The 18032-nt window shown below is 32.0% G+C and carries 20 protein-coding genes and 1 tRNA gene; 20 read left to right on the top strand and 1 reads right to left on the bottom strand.

From position 1 onward, the window contains the following. The 15 genes from NTX22_06605 to nadB all read left to right on the top strand — a co-directional run. A partial coding sequence (locus tag NTX22_06605) for a T9SS type A sorting domain-containing protein (GenBank protein ID MCX6150175.1) occupies positions 1–838 on the top strand: 838 nt, incomplete at its 5' end. A 392-nt stretch (positions 839–1230) separates the two neighbouring features. Continuing rightward, on the top strand, positions 1231–2295 hold the full coding sequence (locus tag NTX22_06610) for a T9SS type A sorting domain-containing protein (GenBank protein MCX6150176.1): 1065 nt from the start codon (positions 1231–1233) through the stop codon (positions 2293–2295). Between the two features lie 50 nt (positions 2296–2345). Further along, complete coding sequence (locus tag NTX22_06615; GenBank protein MCX6150177.1) at positions 2346–3878, top strand: T9SS type A sorting domain-containing protein; 1533 nt, start codon at positions 2346–2348, stop codon at positions 3876–3878. 450 nt (positions 3879–4328) lie between these two features. Further along, positions 4329–5057: a hypothetical protein gene (locus NTX22_06620; GenBank protein ID MCX6150178.1), complete on the top strand. Its 729-nt coding sequence runs from the start codon at positions 4329–4331 to the stop codon at positions 5055–5057. 226 nt (positions 5058–5283) lie between these two features. Next, on the top strand, positions 5284–5532 hold the full coding sequence (locus NTX22_06625; GenBank protein MCX6150179.1) for a hypothetical protein: 249 nt from the start codon (positions 5284–5286) through the stop codon (positions 5530–5532). Between the two features lie 315 nt (positions 5533–5847). Continuing rightward, positions 5848–7026 (top strand): dihydropteroate synthase, encoded by a 1179-nt coding sequence (gene folP / locus NTX22_06630; GenBank protein MCX6150180.1) that lies wholly within the window; start codon positions 5848–5850, stop codon positions 7024–7026. After that, positions 7019–7837, top strand: coding sequence for a diadenylate cyclase CdaA (gene cdaA / locus NTX22_06635; protein MCX6150181.1), 819 nt, complete (start codon positions 7019–7021; stop codon positions 7835–7837). Before folP ends, cdaA begins: the two co-directional genes overlap by 8 nt. A gap of 156 nt (positions 7838–7993) precedes the next feature. Then, the gene (locus NTX22_06640) at positions 7994–8443 is read left to right on the top strand and encodes a CHAD domain-containing protein (GenBank protein ID MCX6150182.1); all 450 of its coding nucleotides are present in this window, start codon (positions 7994–7996) and stop codon (positions 8441–8443) included. An 8-nt stretch (positions 8444–8451) separates the two neighbouring features. Then, positions 8452–9129 carry a metal-dependent hydrolase gene (locus tag NTX22_06645; GenBank protein MCX6150183.1) on the top strand — a complete coding sequence of 226 codons (678 nt, stop codon included), beginning with the start codon at positions 8452–8454 and terminating at the stop codon, positions 9127–9129. Positions 9130–9306: 177 nt separating this feature from the next. Beyond that, the gene (locus NTX22_06650) at positions 9307–10086 is read left to right on the top strand and encodes an AAA family ATPase (protein MCX6150184.1); all 780 of its coding nucleotides are present in this window, start codon (positions 9307–9309) and stop codon (positions 10084–10086) included. Continuing rightward, positions 10079–11038: a ParB/RepB/Spo0J family partition protein gene (locus tag NTX22_06655; GenBank protein MCX6150185.1), complete on the top strand. Its 960-nt coding sequence runs from the start codon at positions 10079–10081 to the stop codon at positions 11036–11038. The genes NTX22_06650 and NTX22_06655 overlap by 8 nt, the downstream gene beginning before the upstream one ends. Beyond that, positions 11019–11519 carry a DUF5683 domain-containing protein gene (locus NTX22_06660; protein MCX6150186.1) on the top strand — a complete coding sequence of 167 codons (501 nt, stop codon included), beginning with the start codon at positions 11019–11021 and terminating at the stop codon, positions 11517–11519. The genes NTX22_06655 and NTX22_06660 overlap by 20 nt, the downstream gene beginning before the upstream one ends. Before the next feature lie 69 nt (positions 11520–11588). Then, on the top strand, positions 11589–12287 hold the full coding sequence (locus NTX22_06665; protein ID MCX6150187.1) for a YIP1 family protein: 699 nt from the start codon (positions 11589–11591) through the stop codon (positions 12285–12287). A 99-nt stretch (positions 12288–12386) separates the two neighbouring features. Further along, positions 12387–13559, top strand: coding sequence for an acetylornithine/succinylornithine family transaminase (locus NTX22_06670; protein ID MCX6150188.1), 1173 nt, complete (start codon positions 12387–12389; stop codon positions 13557–13559). 2 nt (positions 13560–13561) lie between these two features. Next, the gene (gene nadB, locus NTX22_06675; GenBank protein MCX6150189.1) at positions 13562–15187 is read left to right on the top strand and encodes an L-aspartate oxidase; all 1626 of its coding nucleotides are present in this window, start codon (positions 13562–13564) and stop codon (positions 15185–15187) included. A 48-nt stretch (positions 15188–15235) separates the two neighbouring features. Here nadB and NTX22_06680 read toward each other — a convergent pair whose 3' ends face one another. Next, positions 15236–15955, bottom strand: coding sequence for a hypothetical protein (locus tag NTX22_06680; protein ID MCX6150190.1), 720 nt, complete (start codon positions 15953–15955; stop codon positions 15236–15238). Between the two features lie 239 nt (positions 15956–16194). Between NTX22_06680 and NTX22_06685 the strand changes: the two genes are divergently transcribed. From NTX22_06685 to NTX22_06705, 5 genes are all read left to right on the top strand, one after another. Further along, positions 16195–16713, top strand: a complete 519-nt coding sequence (locus NTX22_06685; GenBank protein MCX6150191.1) for a hypothetical protein — start codon at positions 16195–16197, stop codon at positions 16711–16713. After that, positions 16710–16982, top strand: coding sequence for a hypothetical protein (locus tag NTX22_06690; protein MCX6150192.1), 273 nt, complete (start codon positions 16710–16712; stop codon positions 16980–16982). The genes NTX22_06685 and NTX22_06690 overlap by 4 nt, the downstream gene beginning before the upstream one ends. Beyond that, positions 16979–17410: a 3-dehydroquinate dehydratase gene (locus NTX22_06695; GenBank protein ID MCX6150193.1), complete on the top strand. Its 432-nt coding sequence runs from the start codon at positions 16979–16981 to the stop codon at positions 17408–17410. The genes NTX22_06690 and NTX22_06695 overlap by 4 nt, the downstream gene beginning before the upstream one ends. 73 nt (positions 17411–17483) lie before the next feature. Next, positions 17484–17882: a MerR family transcriptional regulator gene (locus NTX22_06700; GenBank protein ID MCX6150194.1), complete on the top strand. Its 399-nt coding sequence runs from the start codon at positions 17484–17486 to the stop codon at positions 17880–17882. A 4-nt stretch (positions 17883–17886) separates the two neighbouring features. Continuing rightward, positions 17887–17960, top strand: a tRNA-Pro gene (locus NTX22_06705). The last annotated feature ends 72 nt before the right edge of the window (positions 17961–18032 follow it).

Below are 18032 nucleotides of genomic sequence, written 5' to 3' on the forward strand. Positions count from 1 at the left end.
AATGGACATAAGAAGCAGAGTAAATGAAAAAGTTAAGAACAAAGATTTTGGTATTGATGATTTTATTCCTGAGTACAATGCTGTTATAGCCAATCTGAATGGTTTGATGCAAAGAACTTCTGATGCAAGCATAATCAAAACAATAATATTCAGATTATCGCAGTGCTATCAATTGATGAATAAAACCAATGAGTTGAAAAGTTTTGTTGATAAACTTCTTGGAATAAAAAAGATGGAGGATTACTCACCGTACATAAAACGGCATCTCATGCCTTATTATATCGATCAAAAAGACTACTCATCAGCTCTAGCAATAGCAGATGAAATAATAAAAGTAGCTTCAAGCGATGAAGATTTATTATGCGAAATGCTTTATGAAAAAGCATTGATATACAAGTACAGCTTAAATGAATTGGAAAGAGCTGATGCGTTCTTTAATGAAATAGTAAATAAATATCCTGAAAACATAATGACTCGATTTGCAAACTCAGAATTAGGTAAAAAGAACAGTTCAGAAAGAAATGTTATAAAACCAAATGATGAAATAGTAGTAAGTCATAAGAATGATTTGGATATTAATAACTATCCTAACCCCTTCAACCCAACTACAACAATAAGCTTTACTTTACCATCAGATGGAAGGGTAACAATTAAAGTTTATGATATGCTTGGAAGAGAAGTAAAAACGTTGGTTAATGATTTTAAGAGCACTGGCAGTTACTCAATTATTTGGGACAGCAAAGATAATTACAGTAATGAAGTTTCTTCAGGAATATATTTCTATAATATCAAGTTCAAGGATAATTCAGTAACAAAGAAAATGTTGCTCGTTCGTTAATCATATTTTGTAGGTCGAACTTAAGTTCGACCTACAAATTTTCTTAACTTTCAGGATCCATATTTAAATAACCGAAGGATATTATTGCTATTATTTCTGTGTGTAGTTTAGCTTTCAAGTTTGTTCTATTATATAATTATTTCTGAATAGCATTCTCGTTTAGGCAGCGGTTTAATTGTAATACCAAAATACTTATTTAAACAAAAAGGAGGTACAATGAATACAAAACAATTCTATTAAATGCGGACAAAACCTTATTACAAATGTGAAAAATCTATAACCGTAGATAATTTAACAATTGCATTAGGCTTCATCCGCATTAAAATGAAGTCCTAGATTAAATCTAAAGAAATTTAGGAGTAAAAATAATGAAAAAATTACTTTTGTTTTTTATGATAACAATCATATCTAGCCCAATTCTGTATGCAAGACATACATATGAAGCTAGGTTTGAGCGAATCAATAAAGGCTCATCATGGAATGTAACAATAACCTTTGAAGCAGTTAGTTCGAGATGGGACGAAAATTATAACTTTAGTAGCGGGTATTCTTATGGGGAACAAACAGCCTCAGATGGAATATTAGCGACTGGATTTGATTTAATTACTGATCCAAATGCTGGAACAAATCCAATCATGGCACTTGGAAAATATAAGATAACAGCTTACGAAAATGATCAAGCAACAGCTTATTTCTACATGGATTGGAGAACTTCTGGTTATGGATCTTCTCCAGATGTGCAATTTAAATATGATGTTGGTAACAATAGATTTAGAGATTTCGATGACACTCAAACGATTGATGGTACTAACCAAACAGTTTGGGATTTGAGGTCAGATTGTGATCTTGTTACCACAGAGTTTGAACCAAGCACACCGCAAAACGCAAGTGTTGCAAGTTATAATAGTATGCCAAAAATAACCTGGGAAAAACTGATTACTGATGATTATGTTACAGGATATGATATTTATAGAAGTTTTACTTCGCCAAACGTGGGTTTTACGAAGATTGCAACTACAACCAGTTTGCAATATATAGATAGCGATGTACATGTAGGATCTGGGGGGTATGTTCATTATAGGGTTAAGGCAGTGAATGGTAATCGGGAGACTGGCTATTCAAATGTTGCAAGTATTACTTATGATGGCTTACAAAAACAAAAAGATAAACAACTTTCAGCGAAAGACATTTTATTTAACTATAGTTTGTCACAAAATTATCCCAATCCGTTCAACCCGAATACAATCTTTGAGTATTCGATAAAGAATTCTGGAAGCGTTAACTTAAAAATATACACACCTATAGGAAAAGAAGTTGCAACATTAGTAAATGAATACCAATCTGCTGGCAATTACAATTTAGAATTCGATGCATCATCACTTCCAAGCGGTATATATATTTACCAGTTAATGACTGATGATTTTATTGATTGTAAAAAATTCACATCATTGAAATAAGCAAAGTTGGGCTGTTTATGTAACAGCCCAAACTTTATTTAGGATTTATTATGAAAATTCATATAAGCATAATTATACTTTATTCAATAGTTACCTGTTTTGCTCAACCAACGCAGAAAAAAATCTTATGGCCAACTTTAGCAGATTCACCATGGCCTATGATAAAGCATGATCCTCAATTTACAGGTCGTTCACCTTATAAAGGTCCTCAAACACCAACTATAATCTGGACCGCAGATATGAAGGACGGAATCTTCTCAGGTCCAGTAGTCGATACAGGAGGTAATCTTTATTTTGGTTCTTATTATCAGCTAAATAGTGCAGATCATTTTTACTCATTTACATCTGATGGAGAATTAAGATGGGATTATAACACGGGTAGTAATCGTCCACCTCAAACAGGTATTCTAATAGATTCCAGCAACACAATTTATTTCGGCTCACTCGATAAATACTTTTACGCATTAAATCCCGATGGTACATTTAAATGGAAATATGAAACATCGGCACCAATTGTAGAACTTGCTATACCGAATATAGATTTAGAAGGAAGATTGTATATAACAAATGGTTTAGGAGAATTATATTCTATTAATCCCGATGGAACATTAAACTGGAAAGTAAAATATGAAAATGGATTCTTTGCGGATTCGCCTGTTTTTTCTCCCGAAGGTAATACTATTTATATTGCGGGAAGAGATTCTAATATTTTTGCGATTAACTTAGATGGAAGTCTTAAATGGAAATTTAAGTGTGGAAAAATATTTAGGTCACCGATAATAGATTCTTATGGTAATATCTATTTTATACCTAAAGTCCTGCCTCAATATTTATATTCACTCTTTCCCAATAGCAATGTAAGATGGAAATATGGCGTTAGAAGTGTTGCAGAAGTTTTTTCAATACCAACTATAGATTATGAAGGTAATATTTATTTTATTGCAATTGATTCAACAGTATTTCCCAATAGAGCTTTGATATCATTAAATTTTGATGGTTATTTTAGATGGAGTTATATTTTCGAAGAATACGAAGATTTTTGGCAACCATTAATTTGTGATTCTGAGGGAACAGTTTATTTGGGCTCAACTTATGGTAAATTCTATTTCGCGATTTCAACTGATGGAAAATTAAAATGGAAACTTCCATTGAATGATTACCAAGTGGACAACACGGGTTCTATTGCGAAAGATGGAACACTTTATTTAGGTGTTCATAAAAGTTCACTGGCTACCAATCAACAAAAAACTTTAATAGCTATAAGAGATACTGGTACAACAAGTGTTGGTACCTATCCTAAAGTTTTCAATTTTCAGTTGGAGCAAAACTATCCCAATCCATTCAACCCTACTACAACAATAAGCTATACTTTACCATCAGATGGAAGAGCTACAATTAAGATTTTTGATATACTTGGAAGAGAAGTAAAAACGTTGGTTAAAGATTATAAAACTGCAGGGAGCTATTCTGCTGTTTGGAATAGTCAGGATATTTATGAAAATGAAGTTTCTTCAGGAATTTATTTCTATAATATCAAGTTCAAGGATAATTCAGTAACAAAGAAAATGTTGCTCGTTCGTTAATCATATTTTGTAGGTCGAATTGAACTTCGACCTACAAATTTTCCCAACTTTAACTGGATTACCCTGCGCAATTTTTATCTACAGCTTTATAACTCAAGATTTTATTCAGGGTAAAAAGATGATACTTCAAAAGTGAGAAATTATTGTCGCTAACTTAGGGGAGTAAATAACTTACTAAATATATGTTAAAATTATTTTTAAAACGTTAGTACTTGTACCATGATTTTGGAATAATTTTTTTACCCTCAAAAACTTTGATTACGCACTGTAAACGAACTATTTTAAGCGATTTTTAAAAAGTGTCTCATAATGGTGCCCGAGAATGAGACACAATTTTGGGTACTTGTACCCAAAACGCCCTTACGATTTAGTACAAGTACCATTTACTTTTTAATTTCCTAAAAGTATGTTACCCAAAGCAATTAATAATATTAAAAAGGAGAAAATACTATGGCAAGCAAAATATTTCTAAAATATAACTTGCCTTATACAAATATTCTAACAGCGGCAGATACTATTAATACCTACTATGCTGACGATGAAAAAGATTTCAAAAATTTTAACAATTCTTTGTTTACCGATTCTTTTAAGTCAGAATTCCTTGCAGAAGTAGCTGCTGCCAAAAGTTTGATGAATGATTTTTGCGCTGTAGAAGAGCAATTAAAAGAAATTGATGATATAAAGAAAATAATTGCATTGTGTACATCGGCTTACCAGGAATTAAAATTCTTTGTCGAAAGAACTTTCCCTGGAAATCTTACAGTTTGGAATCAATTTGGTTTTATAGATTATTCTATAGCAACTAGTTCATTAACAAGATTGATTCAATTCATGGGGAGACTTTGTTACATAGCAGAAAAATTTAAGGATGTATTAGCAAATAATGGTTATAGCACTATCAAGTTAATAAGGCTAAACAATTTGAAAGATGAATTAATTAAAGAAGTAGCTGAGCAATCAGAAGCAAAAAAAAACGGAGCTTCTCAAACCTCTGATAGAATAAATTCTTTAAACAAAGTATGGGAGAAGATGGTGGATATTAATGAGGCGTCTTTAATTATCTTTAAAAATAATTATGCTAAACTTCAAAAGTATTTATTGCCATCAAACAATTTTGATTTTCAGAATAATTATGAAAATAAAGCTATACCAAGTGACGAAAAAGTTCAGAATATATAGTTGAGTATATAAATGATTTTTGTTTTTAGAAAAATAAAGCTTATCAAAAAGCAATTTTCCTTTCAGCCCCATTTACAGGATTGCATTTTAGCAACCTGGCAAGTTAATCATCAGCTTGCGGGGGAATGGGGCATGGGGATTTGTTCATATGCTTGAATTGAAATTTAGGCAGTTAGATTATGTAGGTTGTTTTAAATAATCAATAAATTATTTTGGAGTACAATTTATGGGTTGGGAAAAAGTAAATGAAAAACTTAAAAATAAGTACAAATCTGATTTTGTTTCTTGTGATGAACTTAACGAAAGGAGTTATATTTTTCAAATTATACTTGAGGAATATCCAATGCTTTCTAGGATGATGGTGGAAAATGCACTTGAACATTATTGTAGAATTACCAAACCACCGCGAGAAAGAGAACATTTTATAAAGTGTGTTGCACGATATTTAGGATTTGGAGAAATATCGCTTAACTAGAAACAAACTTAATTTTTAAAACATTAAATATTTTTTGCAGGATTATCGAATAAGAAAAACACTCTTAACAAACACAAAAATGCACATAATAAATAAAATGTTTGATGCTGGATACTTGATGCTGGATAATGGGGAAATCCAGTATCAAGAATCAAGCTCGCTTTTAAAATAACATTTCAATATGAATATCCTAATCAAGGGACTTCTATCCAAATGATATTTTATTTTCATTTCTAAGGTTTTCTCACATTTTTTTTTTATAATAGTACCCAAGGTTAGTTAATTTTCTATTTATACTCTTAATCAGGAGCAATTTTGAATATCCAATTTGTAAATATTTCTTTTTTAGAAGTTTTTCAAAGATACAGTAAAAAGTATAATATTTTTAGAGAGAATTATGAATTAGGTTTACATGGGCTTGAATTACGAAATATTAGTTTGATTAATGCAGATGTTATACAAAAAATTATTCTTGATAAAAAGGAAATCTGTTACAAAGCATTGGATAATGGAAAGGAAACCGCTGATTTATTAGTAATAGCATCAATTGGTAAATTAAAAGAATTATCGCGCGAAATTGTTTCTGTTGGTAATGAAGAATTAGGCTACAGAATTAAAAAAGTTATACGCAATTTTGTTGAATTTGACCAGCAATCATTTACAATCGGAGATAAGGTTTTCTCTTTCTCAAATTCTTTTATAATGGGTATACTTAATGCTACACCGGATTCATTCTCAGACGGTGGTAAATATTTAGAACAAGAAAAAGCTGTCCCGTATGCTCTGGCAATGTTAAATGATGGTGCGGATATTATTGACGTTGGAGGAGAATCCACAAGACCAGGAGCGGAAAAAATATCTCTGGAAGAAGAACTTAAAAGAGTTTTACCAATAATAAATGAAATACTAAAAATAAAACCAAACGCAATTTTATCAATAGATACAACTAAAAAAGAAGTTGCGTTTGAAGCGTTAAGGCGCGGTGTAAAAATAGTAAATGACATCAGTGCCGGAACTTTTGAATCTGAATTACTTGAAGTGGTAAAAAGATTTAATGCTACATTAATTTTGATGCATATGAAAGGGAATCCCCAAAATATGCAGGTAAATCCAAGTTATGATGATGTTGTTTCCGAAGCTTATGACTTTCTAAATCATCGACTGATTGCTGCAAAAAAGCTGGGAATAAAAAATATAATTATAGATCCAGGAATAGGGTTTGGAAAAAGGGTGCAGGATAATTATGAGTTGATAAAAAGATTAGATGAATTCAAAGGATTAGGATTACCAATTATGATTGGTGTATCAAGAAAATCATTCTTAGGAAAATCTCTTGGTCTGGAAGTGGAGAATAGAGATATTTCATCAGTTATTGCGGAATCTATTGCAATAAAAAATGGCGCTAATATAATCAGGACACACAATGTTAAATCGGCTGTTCAATCAAGAAAGATTTTAAATTTTATTCAAAACCCGGAAGAAATTAATGTTTGATCTGTTTAAAATAGGATTCCTTACCATAACTTTTTTGGATGTTGTAGATGTTTTAATTGTTGCATATATAATTTATAATGTTTATGGATTTATTAAAGGTACAATAGCGGCACAAATATTTATCGGGTTGATAATTGTTGTATTACTATCATTTGTTGCGCAGGCAGCCAACCTTAAAGCATTGGGATGGTTATTAAAAATAATTACAGATATTTGGGTAATTGCATTTATTGTTTTGTTCCAACCAGAAATAAGAAGATTGCTTTTGCTTGTAGGCAGAAATCCATTCTTCAAATGGAATTTAAGAAGAGATGAAAAAAATATTGCAAATATTTTAACGGAATCAGCATTCGAATTATCTCAGCTTCAACACGGTGCTTTAATTGTACTTGTAAAAACAACTGGAGTAAAAAGTTTTATAGAATCTGGAATTATTCTTAAAGCCAAATTAAGCAAAAGTCTCTTAATGTCAATTTTTTATCCACGTTCACCATTGCACGATGGTGCGGTTATTATTAAAAACGATAGCGTTGAAGCAGCAAGATGTACTTTGCCGCTCTCTTCAACAACAATTGTAGATGGTCATTCTTTAGGTATGAGGCACAGGGCTGGATTAGGAATTGCAGAACAAGCCGATGTTTTAAGCCTAATAGTTTCAGAGGAAACTGGCAGTATTTCCATTGCAGAGGAAGGGAAATTAACAAAAGGACTTTCCAAAGAAAAATTAAGAGAACGACTCTCAGTTGTAATTGAACATCAGAAAGAAAGAGGATTGAAGGCAGTTTTTTCTGGTAATGAAAAAGAAAGTTGAAGTTTCTTCAATCATTAAATGGTTGAAATTAAAAATGAAATTAAATCTACAAGTAAATATTTATTGTCTTATTGTTGGCAACGGAATGATTGTAATGAAGTTTCACTTATAACATTTTGCGCAGCTCAAACTTATTTTAATTAATTGTTAAGCTAAATGGCAAATAAAATAAAAGGGTTATCAAAAAATAAATCTTTTGTAGAATCTGCTTTTATCATACTAAAGTTCCGATTTAATGTAATTAGAAAAAAAACAAAAGAGTATCTTAATGCTGATACAGTTGAAAATCTTCATAACTTAAGAATTGCCATAAGAAGATTGCGCTATTCAATGGAGAATTTTGAGATTTGTTATAGAAAAAAAGATTTCACCAAAATGATAGAGTTTATGCGTTACCTCCAAGATTTAATTGGAGAGGGAAGAGACCTTGATGTGCTTGAAGAAAAAATAAAACATTTATCAGAAGAAAATGAAATTGAAGTTCCGGAAGCACTTTACCAAAGTATTGAAAAAAGAAAAGTAGATTCAACTCATAACATAAAATTGATGTTAATGAAATTTCTAAAAGACAAAGAAATAAAAGGATTTTTTACAAACAAAATTTAGGACGGCTGATGAAACTAAAATATTTTTCTCATTCAGCATTTCAACTTACATCTGGCAGCGGTAAGATAATTTTGATTGATCCATTCTTAGACGATAATCCAACTTCCCCCGTAAAATCGATAGATGTAAATGCTGATTATATAATTTTAACTCACGGACATAGCGATCACATAGGTGATGCCTGGAAGATTGCAAAAAGAACCGGTGCATTGTTTATTTGTGTAAACGAATTAGCAAACTATTGTATATCTAAAGGATTCAAGGCGCATAATATGCACATCGGTGGCAGCCATAAATTTGATTTCGGCAAAGTTAAATTTACAATTGCGCATCATGGTTCTTCAACTTCAGATAATTACTATTGCGGTGAACCTTCCGGAGCAATAATTTCTGCAGATGGAATTACAATTTATCATACAGGTGATACAGGATTATTTTATGACATGAAATTAATTGGAGAAATGAATCCTATTGATTATATGCTTTTACCAATCGGTGATAATTTTACGATGGGTTTAACTGATGCGGCTAAAGCTGTTGAGTTAGCAAATCCAAAGGTTGCAATACCAATGCATTATAATACTTTTTCAGTAATAGATTCCGACCCCTACCAGTTTAAGAAATTAGTTGAATCGAGAAATATGAATTGCCGGGTTATGGGTTACGGTGAAGAAATAGAATTATAAGTTTGTTTCTCTTCTTTTATTCATGATTCATTTCAGGTTAACTTATCCTGATTAAATAAGAAGTATCGGCTTTGAAGTTTCAACCATATAAATTCAACTAAATTTCTTTATTTAACTTTTTATTCTTAATTTTTACCAACAGTTTTAATCAGTTAACTTATCATAAAAAGAAGATTATTGGCTAAAATAATTGCGATAGCGAACCAAAAAGGCGGTGTTGGTAAAACAACTACTGCAATCAATTTATCGGCATCAATTGCCGCAGCGGAAAATAAAACTCTGCTTATTGATATCGATCCACAATCCAACTCCTCTTCCGGATTAGGCTATGATGGAAAGGAAAAATCGATTTATGAAGTTCTCGTAGGTACAGATGACATTCAAAACTGCATATTAAGCACATATATGCCATATCTTGATCTTCTTCCATCGACTATTAATCTTGTTGGAGCAGAAGTTGAATTGGTTGGTATAGAAAATCGTGAGTACCTGATTAAAAATTCCCTGCAAACAATTCAAGACAATTATGATTTTATCTTTGTTGATTGTCCACCTTCGCTAAGCATTTTAACATTAAACTCATTAACTGCATCTAATTCGGTTTTAATTCCAGTTCAATGCGAGTATTTTGCTTTGGAAGGATTAGGACAACTTCTTAATACAATTAACATAGTTAAAAAGCATTTCAATCCAGATTTGGTTATTGAAGGAGTTTTATTAACAATGTTCGATACAAGGTTAAGATTATCCCACCAGGTTGCTGATGAAGTAAAAAAATACTTTGGCGAAAAAGTATTTGATACGATTATCCATCGAAATGTTAGAATATCGGAAGCGCCAAGCCACAGCAAACCAGTTATACTTTATGATGCTGTTTCAACCGGTGCGCAAAATTATATCAGCCTGGCAACAGAACTAATGAAAAGAAATCATTTATATAAAGATTCTAATGTCTGATCACATAAGTAAAATAAAACCAGGACTTGGAAGGGGATTGGATGCCCTCATTTCGCCAAATTTAAAAACAACTAATCAAAATCTTACAATTCCTGCAAAGGATATTAAGCAGGATGATGGACAGGATTATGAGATTTTGGTAAAAATTCCTGTGCATGCGGTTTCTCCAAATCCATTTCAACCAAGGACTAATTTCAATCCAGCCGCTTTGGATGAACTAAAGAAATCTATTTTATCAAATGGATTAATCCAACCAATTACCGTCCGACGTTCCGCTTATCAGAAGTATGAGTTGATTTCTGGCGAGCGAAGACTTAGAGCCTGCAAAGATATTGGTTATAGGGAAATTCCAGCGTATATCATCAAGGTAGACACCAAAGAAGCGATGTTAGCGCTTTCTCTGATTGAAAACATCCAGAGAGAAAAATTAAATGCAATTGAGATTGCCAACGCTTATAAACGATTAATTGAGGAATGTAATCTTTCCCAGGAGCAAATTGCAGAGCAAGTGGGTAAGGATAGAACAACTATAACTAATACCATCAGACTTTTAAAACTTCCCAAGGAATTACAGGATAGTATAATTAAAGAAGAATTGAGTGCTGGACATGCACGAGCATTAATAAATTTGCCAAGCGAACGGATTCAAATAGAGTTGATGCACAAAATAATAGATGAAAATCTTTCAGTTAGAAAAGTTGAGAATATTGTTAAGAAATATTTGACTGGAGGCTTTGGCAAAAGAAAAGCTACAGTTGATATTTCAAAACAGAATATGCAAAATCTTTCGCAAGCTGACCTGGAAGATAAATTGAGAAAGATTTTGGGAACCAAAGTAACGTGTAAATTAAAACCAAATGGTGCGGGTGAACTAATAATTGAATTTTACTCCAACGACGAGCTCGATCGTCTTTATGAAATGTTTGAGATAATTGGAAAGACGTATAATTAAAATATTTTTTTTTATTGCAATTCTCTTTTCCTCAACGATTGCACAGACAGATTCTGTCCAGGCATCTGCTGATACTACCCAGCAAAAATTTGTAATGCAAAAATCTCCGCTTGGTGCTGTTTTACGTAGTGCAATTATTCCTGGCTGGGGTCAGCTATATAACCGGTCATATTGGAAAGCTCCAATCGTTTGGGGTTTTGTTGGTTACTATCTTTACTATTGGATAAAGAATAACAATAAATATATTGATTGGGGTGATCTTTATACGAAAAGTCTACGGGAAACCAAAGACGGTAATTCTAATTATATAACAAGCAGAGATATTTATCATGATCAGCGTGACCTGTTTGCAATTTATATTGCAATAACCTACTTCTTAAATTTAATGGATGCTTATGTGGATGCACATCTTTTTGATTTTGATATTAAGGATGAACCATTTGGACAGACTGCTCGGATGAACTTGAAAATAAGGTTTTAATATTTCTCAATTAGGTTACGACTTTTATATATTCTGCTCGTCTAAATTGCACAACAACTAAAAACAAATATGAAAAACATAATCACTTGTAAGAACTGCGGTACTGAAAATCCTTTTTACAGTTTTATCTGTTCCAAATGTAATTCATATCTCCGCGAACGAATTGTTAATATTGATTTGTGGAATATGATCGGAATGTTGATTGAAACACCTTCAAAAGCATTCCAGAAAATGATTTATGCTGAACATAAAAATTTTGTAACCCTAATTGCTTTTATAGTTGAAATCAAGCTGTTCATTAATTCATTAATTTTAACTCCATATGTTTCGGCAAATCCAGAAATTGTTAAAAATACATTGCTTCTTTTCATATTTTCAATTGTATTCTTTGTAATATTTGTTGGAATATTTTCTTACAAAATAAAATTCCTTTCCAATTTTATGGGAATCAAAACCCGATTCAAAGATAATTTTTCAATGATTATTTATAGTTTTACTCCGCAAATTTTTGCTTTACTTTTTTTATTCCCAGTAGAGATAGTGCTGTTTGGTGGTTTTCTATTTTCAAGTAATCCATCACCATTTCTTCTAAAGCCAATGCCTGCATACATTATGTTGGGAATGGAAATATTAATTATTTTATGGAGTGTCCTTTTAATATTCTTTGCAATAAAAACCACAACTAAACTTAAAATCTTTTCTTTGATAGCTGCACTTTTAATCGTTGTCGGAATAAATTTAATTCCTCTGATCATATTGTATATTTGATCTAGAGGTTAACTAATTGCTGTTTCCTAAGCTAATCTTTATCTTAACAATATACTTTTTGTATTACTTCATTATTATAAATTGAGGATTTAAGATCATATGGAATCAATCTTTGCCAGAGAAAAAGAATTATTTCTTCCAACTTACAACCGAATACCAATCGAGATTAGTAGCGGTGAGGGCGTTTTCCTTTTTGATAAGAAAGGGAGCAAGTACCTTGATTTTTTTACTGGATTAGCTGTTAATGCACTTGGTTATGCTCATCCAAAAATTGTTAAAGCAGTTTCAGAACAAATTACAAAGTTTGGTCATCTTTCCAATAATTATATAACAGATATTCAAATAGAATTTACAGAAAAGCTATTGAAGTACTCAAAGATGGATAAAGCATTTTTAACCAACAGCGGAACTGAAGCAGTAGAAGGAGTTATAAAATTAATTCGTTTAAAAGAAGGACCAGATAAAAAAATATTTTCGCTTACCAATTCTTTTCATGGAAGAACATACGGTGCTATGACGTTGACTGCAAGAGAAAAATATAAAAAAGGATTTGAGCCGCTCGTTCCAAATATTTATCACATAAATTTTAATGATGTTCAAGATCTTCAATCCAAAGTTGGGAACGATACCGCAGCAATCATTTTTGAATTTATACAAGGTGAAGGTGGAATAAACGAAGTATCTGAAGAGTTTTTAGAAAAAGTTGTTGAGCTGAGAGAAAAATATGGCTTTACCCTAACTGCCGATGCTATTCAGGATGGAATTGGAAGAAGTGGTAAACCATTTGTACATAATTATTACAGCATCAATCCGGATATAATAATAGTAGCAAAAGCAATTGGCGGCGGACTTCCGCTTGGTTCATTTTTAACATCCAACAAATACAAAGATGTTTTTACAGTTGGCAAACACGGAACTACATTTGGTGGTAATCCTGTTTCCTGTGCTGCAGGAAAAGTTGTTCTGGAAGAAGTTTTTGAAAATGGATTAATGGAATCGGTTTTTGATCTTGGTGGATATTTCAAAAATAAATTGCTGGATTTGAAGAAAGAATTTCCCGACAAAATAAAAGATGTTAGAGGAAAAGGATTTATTCTTGGCGTAGAAATTTTTAATGATTGTGCAGAAGTTGTTAAGAAAATGCGAAGCAAAAATGTTTTGGCAAATTGCACCAATCAGAATGTTATCAGAATTCTTCCACCGCTTATTTCTACACAGGAACATATTGATATTTACTTAAAAGCATTAAAAGATACTTTGGAAGGGAAATAAAAATGAACGTTGATGCTGATGTTTTAATCATAGGAAGCGGAATTGCGGGGTTGTATGCAGCTTTAAACATTTCATCCAAAGCTTCCATTATAATTGTAACTAAAAAAGACAGCACAGAATCCAATACAAATCTTGCTCAAGGTGGGATTGCATCCGTAATGAGCCAGCACGATACTTTTGAAAATCACATTAAAGATACATTGATTGCCGGCGCTGGATTATGCAAGAAAGAACCAGTTGAAATTATGGTTAACGAAGGTCCAGACAGAATTAAGGATTTGATAGTACTCGGAACGCACTTTACAATTAAAAATGGCGAACTTGATTTAGTAAAAGAAGGTGGTCATTCAACACATCGGATAGTTCATGCTGCTGACTTGACTGGAAAAGAGGTTGAGCGTGCATTACTAAATGCTGTTAGCGAAAGAAATAATATCACATTGTTAGAAAATCATATTGCAATTGATTTAATAACCGAGCATAATGTTTTTGGACTTAAGCACGAAACAATAAATAACAGGCATTGCTGGGGGGTTTATGTTTTAGATATTAAGAATGATAAAGTTCTTACAATAATTTCTAAAGCAACAATTCTTTCTACTGGTGGATTAGGACAGGTTTACCTGCACACAACTAATCCTAAAATTGCATCAGGAGATGGATTTGCAATGGCTTACCGTGCTGGTGCTGTAATTGGAAATATGGAATTTATTCAGTTTCACCCAACAGCGTTTTACTCGCAATCTGATTTTTCAAATATTTTCAAACCATCTTTTTTAGTTTCGGAAGCCGTGCGCGGTTTTGGAGGAATACTACGAACGAAAGATGGAAACGAGTTTATGCTAAAGTATGATTCGAGGAAAGAATTAGCTCCACGTGATATTGTTGCAAGAGCGATTGATAATGAACTTAAAAAACGTGGTGATGATTTTGTTTATTTGGATATCACACATAAAAATAAAAATGACATCCTTGAACATTTTCCTCACATCAATAAAAGCTGTTTGGAAAAAGGAATTGATATAACGAAGGATTTTATACCAGTTGTGCCGGCTGCTCATTATGCTTGTGGCGGCGTTGTAGTTGATGTAAATGGTAGAACTTCTTTAACAGGATTGTACGCATGTGGAGAAGTGTCGATGACTGGAGTTCATGGTGCTAACCGCTTGGCAAGTAACTCATTATTGGAAGCACTTGTGTTTTCTTTTCGTGCGGCTGAAGTAATAAATAGTTTCATTAAAAAAAATAAAATTGATATTCCTTCCATTCCAGCTTGGGATGATTCTGGTACGCTTTCCAGGGATGAATTAGTAATGATAAGTCATAGTTTTAGAGAAGTTAAACAGGTTATGTGGGATTATGTTGGTATCGTCAGATCAAATCTTCGCTTGGACAGAGCTGAGCACCGGCTGCATAATCTTTATATGGAAATTGAGGATATGTACAAAAAAACCAAGGTGTTTGAAGATATTCTGGAATTAAGAAATCTGATTACATGTTCACATACAATTATAAAATCAGCAAAGACAAGAAAAGAAAGCCGGGGGCTTCATTACACACTGGATTACCTGAATACAGATGATTCCATAGAACCGAGGGATACTATAATTCAAAATAGAATTCCATAAATTTTATTAAATCGTAATTACGATTTGATTCTAAAATCCAAAACGCAATTAGCCACACTTTTGCATGTATTCAATTATTGAACCATACCTAATTCCTTTTGCGCTTACAATAATCTTTTTAGTTTTTAACAATTTCATTAATTCAGCTAAGATAATTGTTCCAGCCAAAATAACATCTTCCCGTCCTGCTAAAAACTCCGGGTGATCGCTTAGCAGCATCTTGCTGGAACAACTTGAAAAATAATTAATAAACTTGTTCAAATCATTATCGGTAAGGATGGAATTTTCAATCATAGTTTCATCATATTTAGGCAAATTAAGTTTAATACCCGAAAGGGAAGTTGGAGTACCTGCAACTGCAATTGTATTTATACCAATTGGAAATGTATTTTCAATTTCTTTGAATGTATTATAAGACTCAATTTTCATTCTTTCAACTTCATGTGGTTTAGGAGTGTCATTTTTAATAATCATTTCGGTTAACCTTACAACTCCAGTGGAAAAACTTTTACTAAACTTTATTCCATCTTTATTGCCATAAATTAATTCTGTACTTCCTCCGCCAATATCAATTACAATGTTTGAATCTGAACTACTCTCATAAGTAGCACCAAGGTAAGATAGTTTTGCCTCCTCATTTCCTGAAATTATTTTTACATTAAAATTCCATCGTTTTGCAATTTCGTTAATTATCCAGGTACTATTCGATGCTAATCTTAATGCGTTTGTACCAACCAAAATAGTTTCTTTACAATCATATTGCTTTATAATTTTGAATATTCTTCAAGTACCTGAAATAGCGATTGAATTCTTTCTGATTGAATTTCACATCCAGGTTGTAAACCTTTTCCTATGCGCGGCATTCTATATTCATTTAAAATGGTTTTAAGGAATTTATTGCTTAAATTTACCTCAGCGATTAAAAGCAAAACTGTATTAGTCCCTATATCTATCGAAGCAATATTCATAAAATTTTTTTATTTTTTAGACAAACTTAATAATAATTTATGGAAAATCTTTCTAAACTTGCCAAATTCTTTTTATTCGTTTGCGTTTTATCTGTAGTCCTTTGGTTCGGCGGATATTTCTTAAGATTACTTTTAACTTATCAGTTGTATGAGCCAAGAGATTTAATTTTAAAATCCTATGTTAATCAAAATAATCTATCTGGAATATTATTTACATTAAATACAGCCGTTACTTTTACTTTAATCTTATTCCCAATTTTTTTAATTTCTTTTGTGTTGTTTCTCTTAACCTCAAAAGTAAATTTGAAAAGAGAAGGTTGGTTGTTAATAATTTTGTTAGTTGTTATAATAACAGCCCCATTTGAAATCTTTTTGATGACTATTGATTATAAGATTGCAACAAAAGTTTTATATGGTAATTTTATGGTTGAAGAAATTCTTAATTTATATAGTAAAAGATTGGCCATTCTAAGCAGCTTTCCTTTGATAGAAATATTTTCATATGCTGGTATAGTATTTTTGGCTTTGTTTAAACCGTTAAAAATGAAAAATAAATGAAGATAAAAGAAAAGGAGTTCGAAGATATTCTTGATGAATTAAAATCGTTAGCTGGCGAGTTAGGCGCTTCTATACGTTTTGAAAAAGGTGATTTTAAGGGCGGTTATTGTTTATTAAAAGATTCTAAAGTAATTGTAATTAATAAAATGGCAAACCTTCAGCGTAAGGTGATGATATTGTCCGCTGCTTTGAAGGAGTTGGGAATAGATCAAATTTATCTTAATCCGCGTTTGAGAGAAGTGATTGAAGAAATGACTGAGGAAGCATGAAAATTCTTGTTTTAAACGGACCGAATTTAAATCTTCTTGGTAAGAGAGATAATGAACAATACGGGAATTTTACCTTACAGGACATTGAGAAATTGTTGATAAAAGAATTCTCAGATGAATATTTCGAATTCTATCAATCCAATGTTGAAGGAGAATTAATAAATAAAATTCAATCAGCAGAATCTTATTTTGATGGAGTGATAATAAATCCTGGTGGTTATGCACACACGTCGGTGGCAATCCGCGATGCATTGGCTGAATGCAAATTACCAAAGGTAGAAGTTCATCTTTCTAATTTATCCACAAGGGAGCAATTCAGACAAGTTTATATAACTGCTTCAGCTTGTAATGGCTACCTTTCGGGCTTTAAAGAACAAGGATACTTGGCAGCCGTCTTTTTATTAAAAAAATTATCACTTAAAAGGTGAGAAGGTTATTTAATTGAAATTACAAATTATTGATATTTGAAAACCCTTTTACTATTTTGTCTTCGAGTAAAAAATGGCTTTGATGAAAGATCTTAGTATTAAAAGATTATACTATTCGATAAGTGAGGTCAGTCGCCTTACTGATCTTGAGCAGTACATTTTGCGTTACTGGGAAACTGAATTTGAAGAAATAAAACCTTCAAAAAACAGAGCCGGTAACAGGATTTATACGAATAGAGATATTCAGGCAATATTAAAAATTAAGAAATTGTTACGCGAGCAGAAATATACTATTGAGGGAGCAAAAAGAGTTTTGTTAGATAATATTCCAGAGGAAGTTGAAGAACCTCAATTATTTACTGAAACTAATTCCATTGAAAAAATAAAAAAAAGCAATGGTAAAAATTCATCATTAGAAAAAGATTTAGAAGAAATAAAAAAGTTTTTGTTAATCATTCAATCGCGACTGTAAAAATCGGAACGTAGCGCAGCCCGGTAGCGTACCTGAATGGGGTTCAGGTGGTCGTGGGTTCAAATCCCACCGTTCCGACTATAAAGGTGCATATTTTATGTGCCTTTTTTATTATTAATATTTCATAATTTTGTCTTGTAACTGAAAGAG

It is taken from the genome of Ignavibacteriales bacterium (assembly GCA_026390815.1).
Lineage (GTDB): Bacteria > Bacteroidota > Ignavibacteria > Ignavibacteriales > SURF-24 > JAPLFH01.

Bases quoted from the DNA above. Each gene is read 5' to 3' on its own strand.
- NTX22_06610 (MCX6150176.1), top strand. From the start codon at position 1,231: ATGATAACAATCATATCTAGCCCAATTCTGTATGCAAGACATACATAT.
- NTX22_06615 (MCX6150177.1), top strand. From the start codon at position 2,346: ATGAAAATTCATATAAGCATAATTATACTTTATTCAATAGTTACCTGT.
- NTX22_06620 (MCX6150178.1), top strand. From the start codon at position 4,329: ATGGCAAGCAAAATATTTCTAAAATATAACTTGCCTTATACAAATATT.
- NTX22_06625 (MCX6150179.1), top strand. From the start codon at position 5,284: ATGGGTTGGGAAAAAGTAAATGAAAAACTTAAAAATAAGTACAAATCT.
- cdaA (MCX6150181.1), top strand. From the start codon at position 7,019: ATGTTTGATCTGTTTAAAATAGGATTCCTTACCATAACTTTTTTGGAT.
- NTX22_06640 (MCX6150182.1), top strand. From the start codon at position 7,994: ATGGCAAATAAAATAAAAGGGTTATCAAAAAATAAATCTTTTGTAGAA.
- NTX22_06645 (MCX6150183.1), top strand. From the start codon at position 8,452: ATGAAACTAAAATATTTTTCTCATTCAGCATTTCAACTTACATCTGGC.
- NTX22_06655 (MCX6150185.1), top strand. From the start codon at position 10,079: ATGTCTGATCACATAAGTAAAATAAAACCAGGACTTGGAAGGGGATTG.
- NTX22_06665 (MCX6150187.1), top strand. From the start codon at position 11,589: ATGAAAAACATAATCACTTGTAAGAACTGCGGTACTGAAAATCCTTTT.
- NTX22_06670 (MCX6150188.1), top strand. From the start codon at position 12,387: ATGGAATCAATCTTTGCCAGAGAAAAAGAATTATTTCTTCCAACTTAC.
- nadB (MCX6150189.1), top strand. From the start codon at position 13,562: ATGAACGTTGATGCTGATGTTTTAATCATAGGAAGCGGAATTGCGGGG.
- NTX22_06685 (MCX6150191.1), top strand. From the start codon at position 16,195: ATGGAAAATCTTTCTAAACTTGCCAAATTCTTTTTATTCGTTTGCGTT.
- NTX22_06690 (MCX6150192.1), top strand. From the start codon at position 16,710: ATGAAGATAAAAGAAAAGGAGTTCGAAGATATTCTTGATGAATTAAAA.
- NTX22_06695 (MCX6150193.1), top strand. From the start codon at position 16,979: ATGAAAATTCTTGTTTTAAACGGACCGAATTTAAATCTTCTTGGTAAG.
- NTX22_06700 (MCX6150194.1), top strand. From the start codon at position 17,484: ATGGCTTTGATGAAAGATCTTAGTATTAAAAGATTATACTATTCGATA.